Genomic DNA, 17,045 nt, shown 5'->3' on the forward strand with positions numbered 1-17,045 from the left:
GACCGGTGGTATTGATTCAGGGGGGCGGGTGCAGTCGCATCTGAACGCAGTCAACTTACTAACCTTACAAGGTGACCTAAATGAACAAAGGCCAACTGATTGAAGCAGTAGCAAGTGCAAGTAATCTTTCCAAAGCAGATGCAGGCAGAGCCGTCGAAGGCATCTTGTCGTCGATTACGTCTGCCCTGGTGAGCGGTGATAACGTGGCCTTGGTGGGCTTCGGTACTTTCCAGGTAAAACAACGTGCGGCACGCAATGGCCGTAACCCAAAGACCGGTGCGACGATCTTTATCCCAGCCAGTAAAGCACCCACATTCAAAGCTGGTAAAGGTCTGAAAGCTGCCGTAAACTAGCGCGTCTTTCGGGCATGGGTGCTTAGCTCAGTTGGGAGAGCGTCGCCTTTACACGGCGGATGTCGGGGGTTCGAGCCCCTCAGCACCCACCAGCTGCGGAGTGGTAGTTCAGTTGGTTAGAATACCGGCCTGTCACGCCGGTGGTCGCGGGTTCGAGTCCCGTCCACTCCGCCATTAATGCAGGGGCGCCGATTCAGGCGCCCTTTTTTTTTGACCTGAGGAGTCCGTCGGACTCCTGTTTTTGATGAGAGTAGAACTGCCAGCATGCTGCAATTAATCAGAGATAAATTAACCGGCTGGGTTGCCGGCATCATAATCGCCGTCATTGCGCTGGCGTTCATTTTTTGGGGCGTCGATCCGCTTTCGGTGGGTGCGACCTGGGCGGCCCGGGTCAATGACATCGAGATCCCGCGGAACGAAGTCAGGCGCGCGGCGCAGGACAGAATCAACCAGTTCCAGGCGCTTTATCAGGACGACATCTCTCCGCTAATGATCGAACAAATACGCAGCAGCGTCCTGGAACGCTATATCAACAACGCCCTGATCAGGAGCAGGGTCAGCAGCAACGGCTATCGGGTATCCGATGCGATGCTCAGTAAATCCATTCGGGCCATGCCGTATTTTCAAATCGCCGGGGAATTCTCGTTAGACAGCTACCTGGCTGGCTTGCGGTCGCAGGGGATTTCAAAAACCCGTTTCGAACATGACCAGAGAAACCAGCTGGAAGTGCTGCAATTGCAGCAGGGTCTGGTCAACAGTTCCTTTGTCACGCCAGGCGAAATGCGGCGTTTCCTGGAGCTACAGGGTGAGGAGAGGGAAGTCTCCCTCCTGAGGGTCGAAGCGAGTGCGTTCGCGGACCTGGTGTCGCCCACCGACGAGGAAATCACTGGCTACTACGATCTCAATGCACAGCGTTTCCTGACCGAGGAGTCTGCTGAAATCGAGTATCTGGAAGTCCGGGCCAGCGATTTTCTGGCTGATGTAGAAGTGGGCGAGCAGGCTCTGCTCGATTTTTACGACACCGTTGCGGCCGGTTACCAGACCGAGGAGCAAAGACGGTCTCGGCATATCCTGATCGCGATCGGCGATAACAGGGACGAAGCAGCGGCGGAAGCCAGGGCAAACGAAGCCCTTGAGCGTGCCCGTGCCGGCGAGGATTTTGCGGCGCTGGTCGCGGTATACACTGACGATGGCGGCACCAGCGCCGATGGTGGCGATCTGGGCTGGTCGTCGCACGAAGATTTTGTCGGGCCGTTCGCCGATACCTTGTTTGCGATGCAAATCGCCGAGCTCGCCGGGCCGGTCAAAACCCGTTTCGGCTATCACGTTATTCTGCTCGATGAAATCATGGCAGCCGATGTGCGGCCGCTTGCGGAAGTGCGGGCTGAAATCGAGGCCGACTACCGTGAGCAACTGGCCGAGGATTTGTATTTCGAAGTCGCCCAGTCTTTAGGTGACGATTCGTTCGCAGCCTACGACGAGTTGCAAAGCGTTGCCGAATTGCTGGGGCTGGAACTGAAAAGCGTCAGTGGATTCACCCGTGCCGGTGGCGGCGAGTTGGGTAGTGACGAGCGGATTGTGAGCGCAGTATTTAGTCCGGAAGTTCTAATCGATGGCCGCAACAGCGATCTGCTCGAGGCCGGTGAGGATGCCCGGGCGATCGTGCTGCGGGTGACGGCGTACCAGCAGGCCGAGACCCGTCCGCTGGCAGAAGTCCGCGAGCAGATCGTCGCATCGCTGGTGAGCGAGCAGACCCGCGTACTCGCACGCTCGGCCGGCAACAGTATCCAAACCGCGGTTGAATCCGGCGCGAGCATGCAGAAACTGGCCGCGGACAACAACGCAAATTATACCGCGCCAAAGAAAGTTACCCGCGGTACGGCCAATATGCCGCGCGTATTGCTGGCAGCGATTTTTTCGGCGCCAAAATCCACGACCGGCCGGCCCTCGGTCGGTGGCATCTCGCTGGCCACTGGCGATTTCACCATTTTCTCGGTGAGCTCGGTAACACCCGGACACCCGGCTGCGCTGACCATCCAGCAATGGAACCAGACCGAGCAGGGTATGGCCACCCAGTTCGGCAATGCCGAGCTGGCTGCTCTAGTGGCGCAATTGCACACAACCGGCAAGGTGAAAATCAACCAGAGGGCTTTTGACGAACTTTCGATTCCACCGGTGGTGCCATAAGCACTTAAACGCCATACGCGCTTTCATAAACAACAATAAAGGCGGCAAGAAAATGACCAAACTCAAACTGCATTGGCAAATTCTGATCGCCCTGGCGCTCGCAGGCATCCTGGGGACCGTGACCGGGACCGATGCGGCATTGTTCGGCGTCACTTACTACTCGGTCTTTGGATTTCTCGGCACGCTGTTTCTCAATGCGCTGAAAATGCTGATCGTACCGCTGATTGCATCGTCGATTATTGTCGGCGTCGCCGGTATCGGCAGCGGCGGCAAACTGGGTCGCATGGGTGGGCGGACCATGGCGTTTTATCTGCTTAGCAGCACACTGGCGATCATTGTCGGCCTGGTGCTGGTCAACATCGTGGAACCCGGCCTGGTCGATGGTGAACCGGCCGGTGAATTGATGGCCTTGTCGGCCGATCCAGCGGAGGTCGCGGCCACGGTCGGCGACAAAGACGTCGGCGATCTGGCCGGGATATTCATTCGCATGGTGCCGGCGAACATCGTCAAGGCCGCCGCGGAAGGCGAGATGCTCGGGCTGATTTTCTTCTGCCTGCTGTTTGGCTATTTCATGACCCAGTTGCGCAAGGAACACGCGCAAACAATGTTCAGTTTCTGGGACTCGATGTTTCACGTGATGATGCGCATGACCCAGTGGGTCATGAAGTTCGCGCCGCTGGGCGTGTTTGGACTGGTCGCCAAAGTGGTGGCCGATACCGGCTTCGATGCCGCCAAACCGCTGCTGGTGTTTACCGGCACCGTCATCGTCGCATTGGCAATTCATGCTTTGGTCACCCTGCCGTTGCTGGTGCGTTTCATCGGCAAGGTAAACCCATGGCGCCTGGTGCGCGCGGTGTCCCCGGCGCTGCTGACTGCGTTCTCGACATCATCATCGTCGGCGACTTTGCCGGTCACGATAGACTGCGTCGAAAAAAACGTCGGTGTTTCCAACCGTACTTCCAGTTTCGTGCTGCCGTTGGGAGCAACGGTCAACATGGATGGCACCGCGTTGTATGAATGTATGGCAGCGCTGTTTATCGCCCAGGCTTACGGCGTGGATCTGAGTTTTACCCAGCAAGTCGTCGTTGTGGTCACGGCTTTGCTGACCTCGATCGGAGTTGCCGGAATCCCGTCCGCTTCGCTGGTGGCGATCGCCATCATACTGGCCGCGGTCGGTTTGCCGATCGAAGCCATCGGTTTGTTATTCGTGTTCGACCGCATTCTCGACATGACCCGCACCAGCGTCAATGTCTTCGGCGACACCTCGTGTGCCGTCGTCGTAGCGCGCCTCGAAGGCGAGACGGGAGGCCTCCTCGCACCGAACCAAATCCCGGCATAGGAGGGCTATCAGGTCAATCCAGGGTCATGCCCACGGTGCTGAAACCGGCGTCGACATATATGATCTCGCCGGTGATACCGGCCGCCAGGTCCGAGCACAAGAACGCAGCCGTATTGCCGACATCGTCAATGGTGATGTTCTTGCGCAATGGCGCGATTGCTTCTACATGGTGCAGCATTTTGCGGAACCCGCTGATCCCGGCGGCGGCCAGCGTTTTGATCGGTCCGGCCGAGATGCCATTGACCCGTGTTCCGCTCGGGCCCACATCGGCCGCGATAAACCGCACCGATGATTCCAGGCTGGCCTTGGCCAGGCCCATGACGTTGTAATGCGGCACGGACTTGACCGCGCCCAGGTAGCTCAGCGTCAGCAGCGCGCCGTTGCGTCCCGCCATCAGCGGGCGTGCCGCCTTGGCCAGCGCGGCAAAACTGTAAGTGGAGATGTCGTGGGCGATCTGGAAGCCCTCTCGATTGATGGCGTCGAGAAAACCGCCCTCGAGCTGGTCGCGCGGCGCGAAACCGACCGAATGGACCAGGATATCAAGACCGTTCCAGCGTTCGCCCAGCGTGGCCATCGCTTGCTCGATGTTGGCATCGGCCGCGACGTCCAGCTCGAAGGTCAGATCGGTATCGAGTTCGGCGCCCATTTTCTCGACCCTGCCCTTGAGTTTTTCGTTCTGGTAGCTCAAGGCCAGTTCGGCGCCTTCACGGCGCATCGCCCGCGCGATGCCCCAGGCGATCGAGCGAGTGCTGGCGAGACCAACGATCAGTGCTTTTTTGCCGGCAAGAAAACCCATGCATAATCTCCAAATTCCTGTTCGGGCCAGAATTCTACCGAAAAATAAAGACACACATTGATTTTTATTGACCCGCAGGAGGGCCTCCAGGCCCGATAGGAGCGGTTCGATTTTGCAGGAGGGCCTTCAAGGCCCGATAAGATCGCATCGATTTTATAGGAGGGCCTTCAGGCCCGACTCAGCCGCCGCTTTGCTTGGTCACATCGATATACATCACCAGCCGCTGCCCCGGGCGCAGTACCCGCTTGCCGTTGAGGCTGTTCCAGCTTTTCAGCTGGTTGACGCTGACCTTGAAGCGCGAGGAAATCTTCCACAGCGAATCGCCCTTGCGTACCGTGTAATTGATCTGCCGTACCCGGCCTTTCGGCGGTCCGCTGCCAATCGACGCCACGTTCTTGCCGCCCCAGATCACCAGTTTGCGACCGACCGACAAGGTGTCGCGCGGCGCCATCCCGTTCCACTTGGCCAGGTTGCGCGTGCTGACCCCGTACTTGCGGGCAATGGTCCACAGCGAATCACCCGGCTGCACCCGGTATAGCGTGCGCTTCGAGCCGCGCGAGCGCGTCATGGTACGCGCCAGGCGAGCATCGGCGCTCAGGGTATAGGCCGCTGCGCTCTTGCTGGCCCTGGGTATCATCAGGTATTTGCCGGCCCGGATCGTGGACCCGCGCAGGTTATTGACCTCGCGAATCAGTTTCTGCGTGGTGTGGAATTTCCGGGCGATCACGCTGAGGCTGTCGCCATTGCGGATGCGATAGCGTTCCCATTGCACCTGTTCCCTGGCCGGCAGCGCGGCGAGATTGCTCTCGAAGGCCGCGGCGGCGTCAACCGGCACCAGCAGCCGGTTCGGCCCGGCCGGGTCGGTTGCCCAGCGGTTGTAGCCGGGGTTCAGCGCATAGATTTCTTCGACCGATACACCGGCCAGATCCGCGGCCAGCGCCAGATCGAGTTGCCCGTGGGTTTTGACGACCGAGAAATAGGGTTGATTGCGGATTCGCATGATGGTCACGCCGTTGCCATCGGGATCGGCGACCAGGCGGGAAACCGCGAGCAGTTTTGGCACGTAGGCCCGGGTTTCCGCCGGCAACCGATGCGCCAGGCTCCAGAAATCGATCGGCTTGCCGGCCTTGCGATTGCGCCGGATCGCGCGATGCACATTGCCTTCACCCGAGTTATAAGCGGCGATCGCCAGCAACCAGTCGTTATCGAACTGTTTGGCCAGCGCTTCCAGGTAATCCAGCGCGCCGCGCGTGGATTCGATGATGTCGCGGCGACCGTCGTACCACCAGTCCTGTTTCAGGCCGTACCGGCGGCCCGTGGCCGGGATAAACTGCCAAAGACCCGCGGCGCGCCCGTGCGAATACGCAAACGGGTCATAAGCGCTTTCGACGATCGGCAGCAGGGCGATTTCCATTGGCATGCCGCGCGCGGCAATCTCGTTGGCAATATGGTGGAGATAACGGCTCGAACGGGTAAAAACGCGATCGAGGTAAGCCTGGTGTTTGCGATACCAGTCGAGCTGCGCGTCAATGGCCCGCTGCTCGCTGTCGGCAAGCTGATAACCGGCGCGGATGATATCCAGCGTATCGGGCAGGGCATCGACCGCCCAGTCGGGGATCATCGGCTGGGTCACATCGACGATATGAATGGTCTGTACGCTGGTGAAAGTGACCAGGTCCGCGGCCGGCTCGACCGCTTCCAGCGGCGGCGATGGCAGGTTCTGGCTTAGCGTACTGGCGTCATCCTTGATCTGGGTCTGGCTGCAGGCTGACAACAACACAGCCAGCGCGCCCAAATTTATCAATCCTTTGTTCAAACCATCTCTCCTGTGTGACTCATTCATGCAAAGCCGTCTTGCCAACGGCGGATTTCGGCAAATACTTCGACCGGACCCGCGATTCATGGCCGGCCCGTTCATTGGCTGCCAGCCATTTTCCCCAATCTGCTTGCGATTTGACGGTACTGGCCTGCAAAAATCACATGTTCTGCGCCAATAGATCGGCGGTTTTGGGCTCATTAAACCCGGTGTTATGACAAATTTCCATGATTTGCAGGTTGTCTGCCCATATCGGGTTCACAGTTTGACAAAAAGGGGCAGATTTGTTTTTCCGAAAAAAAAGGGGCCGGATTTGTATTGCGCCGTCCGACCCCTCCCCAGCCGGGCTTCCACGAGGTCTGACCACCACCACCATTTCAGGTTATCCTTGCCCGCATGTCACGTCCGCAAAGCGTTTTTGAGTGGTTGGAACGGCCGTTGGGCCAGACTTTGCTGGCCGTCGAGACCGAAATCGCCGAGCGCTGCCTAGGCCAGGTGTTTGGTTTTCAGGCGATCCAGGTGGGTCGCTGGGGGAGCGCCGACCAGTTCAGCCGCAGCAGCCGGACCCGCCGTTACACGGTCTTGAGCAACCACGCTGGCGATGGCGTAAACCTGGTCAGCCCCGCGGACGCACTGGCGCTGGCCAGCGATTCGGTGGACGCGGTGATCCTGCCGCATACGCTGGAAACCGAAGCCGACCCGCACGAGGTCCTGCGCGAGGCCGAGCGGGTGCTGTCCGGTGAAGGCCACTTGCTGGTCTTCAGCTTTAACCCGACCAGTCTTTGGGGGATTCGCCACCGGCTCAGTAACCGGCGATTTCCGCCCGGCATCAACCGCCTGGTATCCGAACACCGCCTGCGCGACTGGTTGCGGCTGCTGGGGTTTGAGGTATTGTCCGTCACCGGCTATTGTGCCGGGCTACCGAGTAACGCCCCGGCATGGCTGCGCGACAGCAAGCTCAACCAGCCGACCAGCAATGGGGTTTTGAAGCTGATGGCCGGCGCCTTTTGCCTGCTTGCGTGCAAACGGGTATTTACCGCGACCCGGATCATGCCGGGACAAAAAAGGAGACGACGGGTGCTGGCCGGACTGGCCGAACCCTCGACCAGGATTTCGACTTGAGCACAGTAACGATTTACACCGACGGCGCCTGCCGCGGCAACCCGGGTCCGGGTGGCTGGGGCGTGTTGATGATGACCCGGGGCAAGGAAAAGACCCTGTCCGGCGCAGAGCCGGAGACCACCAACAACCGCATGGAGATCCAGGCCGCCATCGAAGCGCTGAGCGCGCTCAAGCGCGGCTGCAAGGTCGTGTTGTACACCGATTCCAGGTACGTCAAGGACGGCATCAACGAATGGTTGCCGAACTGGAAGGCGCGCGGCTGGAAAACCAGTAACCGCAAACCGGTCAAGAACGAAGACCTGTGGCGCGAGCTGGACCGCGTCGTGGCGCAGCACCAGGTAGACTGGCACTGGGTCCGCGGCCACAGCGGCGTGCCCGGCAACGAGCGCGCCGATGAACTCGCCAACGCAGCGGTCGACGCGATGTTGAACGGCGCTTGAACGGCGGATAAACCGGGAAAGGAACGCCAGCATGCGACAGATCGTCCTCGATACCGAAACCACCGGGCTGGAGCCGTCGCTCGGCCACCGGATCATCGAAATTGGTTGTGTGGAGATGATCAACCGGCGCGCCAGCGGCAAAACCTTTCACCACTACCTGAACCCGCAGCGCGAAATAGACCCGGGCGCGGAGGAAGTCCACGGGCTGAGCAACGAATTTCTCGAGGACAAACCGCTGTTTGCCGATATCGTCGACGAATTCCTGGAATTCGTCCACGGCGCCGAACTGATCATTCACAACGCGCCGTTCGATATCGGTTTCCTGAACAAGGAGCTGGAACTCGCCGCGCACGAAAAGCGCATCGAAGACATCTGCAATGTGCTGGACACGCTGGTCCTGGCGCGGGCTATGCATCCGGGTCAGCGCAACAGCCTGGATGCACTGTGCAAGCGCTACCGGATCGACAACTCTGACCGCGAACTGCACGGGGCGTTGCTGGATGCGCGCATCCTGGTGGATGTTTACCTGAGCATGACCGGCGGGCAGGCCGCGCTGTCGCTGGACAGCGAAGGCCAGCCAGGGCAGACCGGCATGACCGGGCAAAACGCCACCGCCGCGAAAATAGACCGGGCCGGCCTCAAACTGGTGGTGGTCAAGGCCGATGACGAAGAACTGGCGGCGCACGAAGCGTGTCTCGAGACGATCGAGACAGCCAGCGAACATGGCGTCCTGTGGAATAAATAAAAAAAAAGGAAACCATGGACCTGGAAAACCTGAAAATCGGTGTCATTGGACTCGGCTACGTCGGCCTACCACTCGTTGTGGAACTGGACCGCCATTTCCACACGATCGGCTTCGACGTCAACAAAGAACGCATCGCGGAACTCGATGCCGGCCATGATTCAACGCTCGAGGTCGACGACGCCGACCTTAAAAATGCCGGCGAGCTGAGTTTCACGACCGACCCCAAAGACCTCGCCGGCTGCAACTTTTTCATCGTCACCGTGCCCACGCCGATCGACCGCCACAAACGCCCCGACTTGCAACCGCTGATCAGCGCCAGCGCAACCATCGGCGCCGTCATGCAAAAAGGCTCGGTGGTGGTCTACGAGTCCACCGTCTACCCCGGTGCGACCGAAGAAGTCTGTGTGCCGCAACTGGAAAAAGCATCGGGTCTCAAGTTCAACAAGGATTTTTTTGTCGGTTACAGCCCGGAGCGGGTCAACCCCGGCGACCAGACCCATCGGCTGCCGGACATCATCAAGATCACCTCGGGTTCGACCCCCGAAACGGCTGATTTTATCGACTCGGTTTACCGGACCATCATCACGGCCGGCACCCACAAAGCATCGAGCATCCGCGTCGCCGAAGCCGCCAAGGTCATCGAGAACACCCAGCGCGACGTCAACATCGCGCTGGTCAACGAACTGGCGTTGATTTTCAACCGCATGGGTATCGACACCCAGGAAGTCCTCGCGGCGGCCGGCAGCAAGTGGAATTTTCTGAATTTCACGCCCGGGCTGGTCGGCGGCCATTGCATCGGCGTGGATCCGTATTACCTGACCCACAAGTCGCAGGAAATCGGTTACCACCCGACGATGATCCTCGCCGGCCGCCGGATCAACGACAACATGGGCCTTTATGTCGCTGCCGAAGTGATACGCCTGATGATCGCGAAACGCATCCACCTGGTCGGTGCCCGCATCCTGGTGATGGGCCTGACCTTCAAGGAAAATTGCCCGGATGTACGCAACACCCGCGTGATCGATGTCGTCAACGAGCTGAGCAATTCTCATGCGCAGGTCGATGTTCACGATCCCTGGGTGGACGCCGCGCAGGCGAAGGCCGAATATGGCCTCCAGATGATCGCCGAGCCCGAGGCGGGCGTTTACGATGCGATCGTTCTCGCGGTCGCGCACCGGCAGTTCAAAGAACTGGGCGCAGAAAACATCCACCGCTACGGTCGCGAGCCGCACGTGCTGTACGACATCAAACACCTGTTAGCGGCCACCGACGTGGACGGCCGCTTATGAAAATACTGGTCACCGGCGCAGCCGGCTTCATCGGCTCCTTCGTAGCGCGCAAGTTGCTCGACCGCGGCGACACCGTCGTCGGTCTGGACAACTTGAACGATTACTACGATGTCGCATTGAAAAAAGCCCGCCTGGCCAGGCTGCAAAGCAAAGAAAAATTCGGATTCATCAAACTCGACATCGTCAACCGACCAGTCATAGAAAAACTTTTTGCCCAACAAAAGTTCGATCGCGTGGTCCATCTCGCCGCCCAGGCCGGCGTCCGCTACTCGATCGAAAACCCGCACGCCTACATCGACAGCAACATCGTCGGTTTCCTCCACATCCTCGAAGGTTGCCGCCATCACGACATCAAACACCTGGTCTACGCCTCGACCAGCTCGGTCTACGGCGCCAACACCGACATGCCGTTCACCGTCCGCCAGAACGTGGACCACCCGCTGTCGCTCTATGCGGCCAGCAAGAAAGCCAACGAGCTGATGGCGCACACCTACGCCAGCTTGTACCAGCTCCCGGTGACCGGCCTGCGCTTTTTCACGGTCTACGGCCCCTGGGGCCGCCCCGACATGGCCTTGTTCCTGTTCACCAAGAACATCCTGGCCGGCAAACCCATCGACGTCTTCAACCATGGCCACCACAAACGGGACTTTACTTTCATCGACGACATCGCCGAAGGCGTGGTCCGTTCGCTGGACAAGATCGCAACCCCCAACCCGCTGTGGATCTCCGACCACCCCGACCCCGGCACCTCGTTCGCGCCGTACCGGATATACAACATCGGCAACAACCAGCCGGTCGAGTTGCTGCACTACATCGAGGTGCTGGAAAAATGCCTGGGCCGCAAGGCCGAAAAAAACCTGTTGCCCTTGCAGCCTGGCGACGTGCCCGACACCTACGCCGATGTCGCCGACCTGGTCGATGAAACCGGTTACAAACCGGAAACCACGGTCGAAGAGGGCGTCCGCCGCTTCGTCGAATGGTACGCGGAGTACTACGAGGTGGATCTGGACGCCTCCGCATGAAAAACACCAGTGATCACAACCTCGCCCGGTCGCCAGGCTGGCTGGCCCTGCAAGGGCACGCGCAGCGCCTCGCCAAAGCGCCGCTCAAAGACCTGCTGACCCAGGCCGGTCGCCACCACGAGTACTCCGTGCAGGCTTGCGGCCTGGTCATGGATTTCAGTCGCCAGCGCCTCGACCGGGACACGCTGGATGCATTGTTGTCGCTGGCCGAGGAACGCCAGCTCGAGTTCTGGCGCGAGAATTTATTCGCCGGCGAGGCGGTCAACAACACCGAAGGCCGCGCCGCCATGCACATGGCCCTGCGCGCAACGCCGGACGACGACTACCACGTCAACGGCGAAGACCTGTTGCCGGGGGTACACGCCGAACTTGAGCGCATCGGGAAATTCGTCAAGGCGATCCACGATGGCAAGCTCACCGGCAGCAACGGCAAGCCGCTGCGCCAGGTCGTCAACATCGGCATCGGTGGCTCCGATCTCGGTCCCGCCGTCGCTTATCGGGCCTTGCACGATTTCCGCCACCGCCAGATGCATTGCCATTTCGTCTCTGCAATCGACGGCCAGGAACTGCACGATCTCACGCAAAGCCTCGACCCCGCGGAAACCCTGTTCATCATTTGCTCGAAGACTTTCACCACCGCCGAAACCATGGCCAATGCACACCGCGCACGAGCCTGGCTAAGCGGCGAACTGGGCGAGGCCGCGATCGCAAAGCAGATGGCCGCCGTATCTGGCAACCAGGAAGCGATGGTCCAATTCGGCATAGCCCCCGAGCTGCGCTTTTCGATCTGGGACTGGGTCGGCGGGCGTTACTCTTTGTGGTCGGCGGTCGGCCTGGCGCTGGCGCTGGGTATCGGCATGGAACACTTTCGCGCCATGCTAAAAGGCGCGCGCGATATGGACCGCCACTTCCGCGATACGCCGCTCAACCAGAACCTGCCCGCGCTGGCCGCATTGATCGACATCTGGAACATCAACTTCCAGGACAGCCACAGCCTGGTCGTGCTGCCCTACACGCAGCGCCTCGCCCGCCTGCCCGATTACCTGCAACAGTTGTTCATGGAGAGCCTGGGCAAGGCCACGACCCGCGATGGCCAGCCCGTCAGCCACCGCACCGGCACGATGCTTTTCGGCGGCGCCGGCTCCGACGCCCAGCACGCCTTCATGCAACTGCTGCACCAGGGCACCGAAAGTTTCGCCGCCGAATTCCTGGTGCCGGCCGATCTCGGTCTCGACGACGCCGAGCTCAACGCCTTGAACCAGGCCAACGCGCTGGCCCAGGCCGAGGCGCTGGCGGCAGGCTGTGAAGCCGGCGCGCATGACTCGCAACCGGGCAATCATCCCTCCACGGTGATAGCCTTCGAAAGCGTGACCCCGACGATGCTCGGCAGCTTGCTGGCGTTTTACGAGCACCGCGTGTTTTCATCGGCGATGATCTGGGGGATCAACCCCTTCGACCAGTTCGGCGTCGAACTCGGCAAGAAACTGGCCAGGGGGCAAAAGGACTGAAGGAACAGGAATTAAGGAACGACACCGTGACCCGCAAAGGAATCATTCTCGCCGGCGGCACCGGCACGCGCCTGCACCCGCTGACCTACGCGGTCAGCAAACAGTTGATGCCGGTCTATGACAAGCCGCTGATCTATTACCCGCTGGCGACCTTGATGCTCGCCGGCATCCGCGAGCTGCTGCTGATCACCACGCCCGACGACCAGCCGGCGTTCTACAAGCTGCTTGGCGATGGCAGCCAGTGGGGGTTGACCCTCAACTACGCCAGCCAACCCAATCCCGACGGCATCGCCCAGGCGCTGGTGATCGCCAAAGAATTCCTCGCCGGCGCACCATCGGCACTGGTCCTCGGCGACAACATCTTCTTCGGCCACGGCCTCGCCGACACCTTCCGACGTGCCATGGGAAACGACGGCGCCAGTATTTTCGCCTACCGGGTCAACGACCCGCAGCGCTATGGCATCGCCGTGTTCGACAAACAAGGCGCACTAAGCGATATAGTCGAAAAACCGAAGGAATATCTTTCTGACTTCGCCATTACGGGGTTGTACTTTTACGATGCGGACGCACCCGCGATGGCCGTCGCGCTCAAGCCCTCGGCGCGCGGCGAACTCGAAATCACCGATCTGAACAAAGCCTATCTCGCCGCCGGCAAACTCCACGTCGCAAAACTCGGCCGCGGCACCGCCTGGCTGGATACCGGCACCCATGAATCGTTAATGGCGGCCGCCGATTTCGTGCGTGTCATCGAAGACCGCCAGGGTTTGAAAGTCTGTTGCCCAGAGGAAATCGCCTGGCGGCTGGACTACATCGACGACCGCGACCTGATGGCGCTGGCCGCACCGCTGATGCAAAATAGCTATGGCCGTTATCTCGAGCGCCTGGTCAAACACGGCAAGGACTGATGGAAGTCATCGCCACCAAAATTCCCGATGTGCTGTTGCTAAGACCGACGGTGTTCGAAGACGGCCGCGGGTTTTTCATGGAAACCTTCAACGCCGAAAATTTCGCCGCCCACGGCCTGCCCACCGAGTTCGTCCAAGACAACCACAGCGGCTCGTCGCATAACGTGTTGCGCGGCCTGCATTACCAGGTCAAAGAACCCCAGGGCAAGCTGGTGCGGGTGACCGCCGGGGTGGTGTTCGATGTCGCCGTGGACTTGCGCCGCGATTCAAAGACCTTCGGCCACTGGGTCGGCGAAAACCTGTCGGCTGCAAACCGTCAGATCACGTGGATACCCCCCGGTTTCGCGCACGGTTTTTACGTGCTCAGCGTATGGGCCGAGGTCCAGTACAAATGCACGACGCCGTATCGCCCCGAATACGACCGCGCCCTGCGCTGGGACGACCCGGACATCGGCATCGCCTGGCCGTTAACCGAAGGGCAACCGCCGGCGCTGTCCGACAAGGATGCCTCGGCGCCATTGCTAAAAGACATAAAGACGGAGCTGTTCTGATGCGCGTGCTGGTGACCGGTGGCGATGGCCAACTGGCGCGGGCACTGAAGCGAACGCCGCCGCAAAAAATCGAGCTATGGGCGCCGAATCGCGCCGAACTCGATATCTGCGATAAAGCCAAGCTGGCCGGCCAGCTCGACGACTTCCACCCCGATCTCATCGTCAACACCGCCGCCTGGACCGATGTGGACCGTGCGGAACAGCAACCGGACAAGGCCAGCCAGGTCAACACAGCCGCGGTGGGAGGTCTGGGCGACCTGTGCGCGGACCGCGATATCCGCATTATCCACTTGTCCACCGATTACGTCTTCCCCGGCACCGCCAACAAACCCCACCAGCCGAACGACCCCACCCGGCCGCTCAACCAATACGGCAAAAGCAAGCGCAAGGGCGAGGAACTGCTGCTGGCCTCAGGCGCCGACTGCCTGATCATCCGGACCGGCTGGCTGTATGCGCCCTGGGGGCACAATTTTCTGACCAGCATGCGCAAGCTGATGGTGGAAAAACTGAAGCTGCAGATCGTCAGCGACCAGACCGGTACGCCGACCAGCGTGCTGGACCTGGCGCCAGTGATCTGGCAACTCGCCCGGGAAAAAGACCCGGGGAAAGACCATGTACAGATCATGCACTGGACCAACTCAGGAACAGCCACCTGGTTCGAGTTCGCCTTTGCGATACGCAAAGCGCTGATGGCGACAGACCTGCTGGAGTATCCACCGGCGCTGGAGAAAATCAGCTCGATGGACTACGCGGCACAGCACGGCGACATCGCCCACCGGCCCCATTACAGCGTGCTCGATGCGACGGAAAGCTATCGAAAGCTCGGCAAAACGGCCGCAGATTGGCATGATGCCCTGCACCGCGTCGTGGAAAACATCTAGATGAAACTACTGGTCACCGGCGGCGCCGGTTTTATCGGCGTCAACTTCGTGCGCCACTGGCTGGACAAACATCCGGCATCGGCAGTCGTCGTCCTCGATGCACTGACCTATGCCGGCAACCGCCAAAGCCTGGCCGACCTCGAAGACAATGCGCAGTTCGAATTCGTCCACGGCGACATCCGCGACCAGGAACTGGTCGAAAAACTGTTGCACGACAAGAAACTCGATACGGTAGTCCACCTGGCCGCCGAATCGCACGTGGATCGCTCGATCCTCGGCCCCGACGCGTTTATCGAGGCCAACATCATCGGTACCCACAGCCTGCTGAAGGCGGCGAAGAATATTTGGGGCAAAAACGACTACGCCGATTGCCGCTTCCACCATGTCTCGACCGATGAAGTGTATGGTTCCTTGCAACCCGACGAGGCGCCGTTTACCGAAGGCCACCCCTACCGGCCCAATTCCCCCTACGCCGCGAGCAAGGCCGCCGCCGACCACCTGGTGCGCGCCTATCACCACACCTACGGCCTGCCGGTGACCATCAGCAATTGCTCGAATAACTACGGCCCCTACCAGTTTCCCGAGAAACTGATCCCGTTGTTCCTGATCAACGCGCTGCACGGCAAACCGTTGCCGATCTATGGCGACGGCCTGCAGGTACGCGACTGGCTGCACGTCGCGGTTCACTGCGAAGCGCTGGAAAAAATCCTCGAGAGCGGCGAGATCGGCAGGGTGTACAACATCGGCGGCGATGCCGAGACCGACAACCTCAGCGTGGTCAAAACACTCTGCAAGCTGCTGGACAATGCCTTTAGCCGCTGGCCCGACCTGGCCGAGCGGTTCCCCGACGCCCCCGCGGCCAGCGGCGATGCCAGCATCGACCTTCTGCAAACTGTCGACGACCGCCCCGGCCACGATCGCCGCTACGCCATCGACTCGACCCGCATCAGAACCGAACTGGACTTCGATTCAGCGATCAGCTTCAAAATAGGCCTGACCAGCACCGTAGACTGGTATCTCGGAAACGAACCCTGGTGGCAACAACTCTTGTAGGTGGGCCTTCAGGCCCGATAAAACCCCCACCACCCCCCAATGGTCAATATTTCTCAATATAGACATAAATCAATCACTTAGGCATTATTGCCAACAAACGTCGTAAAGAGACCGCAAACACCCCCACCCACCCCAAGAAAAAGGAACCATGATCCAAAATGTACTCATCGTATGCATCGGCAACATTTGCCGCAGCCCAATGGCCGCGGCGATGCTGAAAAACGCCCTCGGCGAACAATCCGATGTTAGTCTGGGCTCTGCCGGTCTCGGCGCAATGGTCGGCCATCCCGCCGATGACCACGCCATCGCGCTAATGCAGGAGCGAGGCCTCGACATCACCGATCACCGCGCCCGGCAACTGGAACCGGCCCTGATCAAAGCGGCGGACCTGGTCCTGATCATGGAATCCGGCCACCGCCAGAGGATCAGCGAGCTTGAACCGGCGACCCGGGGCAAGGTATACCGCCTGTGCGAGTGGACCGATGAAGATGTGCCCGACCCGTATCGGCAAGCACGAGCAGCGTTCGAAGAAGCACTGGTCCTGATCGAAAAAGGCGTCACGGACTGGACCGAGAAAATCAACATACAAGCAGGATGAGAAAAACCAAATGAGAAACCTTGCAGAAACAACACGATGAAGCGCAAATTATTATTTAATGGCAATCATAATGACTAAAACAATGAAGAAAACATGGCCATGCGCAAAGTTCCTCCATGCATCAAGCCTTGTCGTGATTATCGCTCTGGCTGGTTTTCCCGAATCTCCAGCAAAGGCGCAACAACCGACCCAGGAGCAGTTGCGCGCATTGCAATCACTCGACCCCGATGCGGCGCAGGAATTACGGGACCGGCTCAGGGGGCTCACGGCCGGTCAGCAACAGGCGCTTGAATTCCCCGACACAATGGTCCCGGCCAGCGACACGCGGCCGACCGATCCGAAAGTCAAGAAGCCAACGATTTCGGCAAATAGCGAAATTGTCGTTGCTTTTGAGATCAAACCAGACCTGATTGATGAAAATAATCCGAACGCCACATTAA

The 17,045-nt window shown here is 59.9% G+C and carries 16 protein-coding genes and 2 tRNA genes; 16 read left to right on the forward strand and 2 right to left on the reverse strand.

Features of this window, described 5'->3' with window-relative positions; translation table 11 throughout:
• Positions 1-80: 80 nt before the first annotated feature.
• The 5 genes from IIA05_11140 (at position 81) to IIA05_11160 (ending at position 3,879) form a co-directional block, all read left to right on the forward strand.
• Positions 81-353, forward strand: coding sequence for an HU family DNA-binding protein (locus tag IIA05_11140; GenBank protein ID MCH9027651.1), 273 nt, complete (start codon positions 81-83; stop codon positions 351-353).
• Between the two features lie 16 nt (positions 354-369).
• Positions 370-445, forward strand: a tRNA-Val gene (locus IIA05_11145).
• Between the two features lie 5 nt (positions 446-450).
• Positions 451-527 (forward strand) — tRNA-Asp (locus IIA05_11150).
• Positions 528-617: 90 nt separating this feature from the next.
• Positions 618-2,540 (forward strand): SurA N-terminal domain-containing protein, encoded by a 1,923-nt coding sequence (locus IIA05_11155; GenBank protein MCH9027652.1) that lies wholly within the window; start codon positions 618-620, stop codon positions 2,538-2,540.
• Between the two features lie 52 nt (positions 2,541-2,592).
• Positions 2,593-3,879, forward strand: coding sequence for a dicarboxylate/amino acid:cation symporter (locus IIA05_11160; GenBank protein MCH9027653.1), 1,287 nt, complete (start codon positions 2,593-2,595; stop codon positions 3,877-3,879).
• A 13-nt stretch (positions 3,880-3,892) separates the two neighbouring features.
• On the opposite strand, the gene IIA05_11165 is transcribed toward IIA05_11160, so the two are convergent.
• Positions 3,893-4,675 carry an enoyl-ACP reductase gene (locus IIA05_11165; protein ID MCH9027654.1) on the reverse strand — a complete coding sequence of 261 codons (783 nt, stop codon included), beginning with the start codon at positions 4,673-4,675 and terminating at the stop codon, positions 3,893-3,895.
• A gap of 178 nt (positions 4,676-4,853) precedes the next feature.
• Positions 4,854-6,518, reverse strand: a complete 1,665-nt coding sequence (locus IIA05_11170) for a LysM peptidoglycan-binding domain-containing protein (protein ID MCH9027655.1) — start codon at positions 6,516-6,518, stop codon at positions 4,854-4,856.
• A 911-nt stretch (positions 6,519-7,429) separates the two neighbouring features.
• Between IIA05_11170 and rnhA the strand changes: the two genes are divergently transcribed.
• The 11 genes from rnhA to IIA05_11225 form a co-directional block, all read left to right on the forward strand.
• Positions 7,430-8,053: a ribonuclease HI gene (gene rnhA, locus IIA05_11175; protein MCH9027656.1), complete on the forward strand. Its 624-nt coding sequence runs from the start codon at positions 7,430-7,432 to the stop codon at positions 8,051-8,053.
• A gap of 31 nt (positions 8,054-8,084) precedes the next feature.
• Positions 8,085-8,798 (forward strand): DNA polymerase III subunit epsilon, encoded by a 714-nt coding sequence (gene dnaQ / locus IIA05_11180; GenBank protein MCH9027657.1) that lies wholly within the window; start codon positions 8,085-8,087, stop codon positions 8,796-8,798.
• Positions 8,799-8,812: 14 nt separating this feature from the next.
• Positions 8,813-10,087, forward strand: coding sequence for a Vi polysaccharide biosynthesis UDP-N-acetylglucosamine C-6 dehydrogenase TviB (gene tviB / locus IIA05_11185; protein ID MCH9027658.1), 1,275 nt, complete (start codon positions 8,813-8,815; stop codon positions 10,085-10,087).
• The gene (locus IIA05_11190; GenBank protein ID MCH9027659.1) at positions 10,084-11,109 is read left to right on the forward strand and encodes an NAD-dependent epimerase; all 1,026 of its coding nucleotides are present in this window, start codon (positions 10,084-10,086) and stop codon (positions 11,107-11,109) included. The genes tviB and IIA05_11190 overlap by 4 nt, the downstream gene beginning before the upstream one ends.
• Positions 11,106-12,617: a glucose-6-phosphate isomerase gene (gene pgi / locus IIA05_11195; protein ID MCH9027660.1), complete on the forward strand. Its 1,512-nt coding sequence runs from the start codon at positions 11,106-11,108 to the stop codon at positions 12,615-12,617. Before IIA05_11190 ends, pgi begins: the two co-directional genes overlap by 4 nt.
• Before the next feature lie 26 nt (positions 12,618-12,643).
• Positions 12,644-13,522, forward strand: a complete 879-nt coding sequence (rfbA, locus tag IIA05_11200; GenBank protein ID MCH9027661.1) for a glucose-1-phosphate thymidylyltransferase RfbA — start codon at positions 12,644-12,646, stop codon at positions 13,520-13,522.
• Positions 13,522-14,073: a dTDP-4-dehydrorhamnose 3,5-epimerase gene (rfbC, locus tag IIA05_11205; GenBank protein MCH9027662.1), complete on the forward strand. Its 552-nt coding sequence runs from the start codon at positions 13,522-13,524 to the stop codon at positions 14,071-14,073. The genes rfbA and rfbC overlap by 1 nt, the downstream gene beginning before the upstream one ends.
• Positions 14,073-14,954, forward strand: a complete 882-nt coding sequence (gene rfbD, locus IIA05_11210; protein ID MCH9027663.1) for a dTDP-4-dehydrorhamnose reductase — start codon at positions 14,073-14,075, stop codon at positions 14,952-14,954. The genes rfbC and rfbD overlap by 1 nt, the downstream gene beginning before the upstream one ends.
• Positions 14,955-16,007, forward strand: coding sequence for a dTDP-glucose 4,6-dehydratase (gene rfbB, locus IIA05_11215; protein MCH9027664.1), 1,053 nt, complete (start codon positions 14,955-14,957; stop codon positions 16,005-16,007).
• A gap of 148 nt (positions 16,008-16,155) precedes the next feature.
• On the forward strand, positions 16,156-16,605 hold the full coding sequence (locus IIA05_11220; GenBank protein MCH9027665.1) for a low molecular weight phosphotyrosine protein phosphatase: 450 nt from the start codon (positions 16,156-16,158) through the stop codon (positions 16,603-16,605).
• 58 nt (positions 16,606-16,663) lie between these two features.
• The coding region (locus tag IIA05_11225; GenBank protein ID MCH9027666.1) for a hypothetical protein at positions 16,664-17,045 on the forward strand (382 nt) is incomplete at its 3' end.

It is taken from the genome of Pseudomonadota bacterium (assembly GCA_022572885.1).
In the GTDB taxonomy this organism is placed as follows: Bacteria; Pseudomonadota; Gammaproteobacteria; order Steroidobacterales; family MnTg04; genus MnTg04.

What these genes read in the sequence shown, in the direction of transcription:
- IIA05_11140 (MCH9027651.1), top strand. Translation starts at nt 81, where the DNA reads ATGAACAAAGGCCAACTGATTGAAGCAGTAGCAAGTGCAAGTAATCTT.
- IIA05_11155 (MCH9027652.1), top strand. Translation starts at nt 618, where the DNA reads ATGCTGCAATTAATCAGAGATAAATTAACCGGCTGGGTTGCCGGCATC.
- IIA05_11160 (MCH9027653.1), top strand. Translation starts at nt 2,593, where the DNA reads ATGACCAAACTCAAACTGCATTGGCAAATTCTGATCGCCCTGGCGCTC.
- IIA05_11165 (MCH9027654.1), bottom strand. Translation starts at nt 4,675, where the DNA reads ATGGGTTTTCTTGCCGGCAAAAAAGCACTGATCGTTGGTCTCGCCAGC.
- IIA05_11170 (MCH9027655.1), bottom strand. Translation starts at nt 6,518, where the DNA reads ATGAATGAGTCACACAGGAGAGATGGTTTGAACAAAGGATTGATAAAT.
- rnhA (MCH9027656.1), top strand. Translation starts at nt 7,430, where the DNA reads ATGGCTGCGCGACAGCAAGCTCAACCAGCCGACCAGCAATGGGGTTTT.
- dnaQ (MCH9027657.1), top strand. Translation starts at nt 8,085, where the DNA reads ATGCGACAGATCGTCCTCGATACCGAAACCACCGGGCTGGAGCCGTCG.
- tviB (MCH9027658.1), top strand. Translation starts at nt 8,813, where the DNA reads ATGGACCTGGAAAACCTGAAAATCGGTGTCATTGGACTCGGCTACGTC.
- IIA05_11190 (MCH9027659.1), top strand. Translation starts at nt 10,084, where the DNA reads ATGAAAATACTGGTCACCGGCGCAGCCGGCTTCATCGGCTCCTTCGTA.
- pgi (MCH9027660.1), top strand. Translation starts at nt 11,106, where the DNA reads ATGAAAAACACCAGTGATCACAACCTCGCCCGGTCGCCAGGCTGGCTG.
- rfbC (MCH9027662.1), top strand. Translation starts at nt 13,522, where the DNA reads ATGGAAGTCATCGCCACCAAAATTCCCGATGTGCTGTTGCTAAGACCG.
- rfbD (MCH9027663.1), top strand. Translation starts at nt 14,073, where the DNA reads ATGCGCGTGCTGGTGACCGGTGGCGATGGCCAACTGGCGCGGGCACTG.
- rfbB (MCH9027664.1), top strand. Translation starts at nt 14,955, where the DNA reads ATGAAACTACTGGTCACCGGCGGCGCCGGTTTTATCGGCGTCAACTTC.
- IIA05_11220 (MCH9027665.1), top strand. Translation starts at nt 16,156, where the DNA reads ATGATCCAAAATGTACTCATCGTATGCATCGGCAACATTTGCCGCAGC.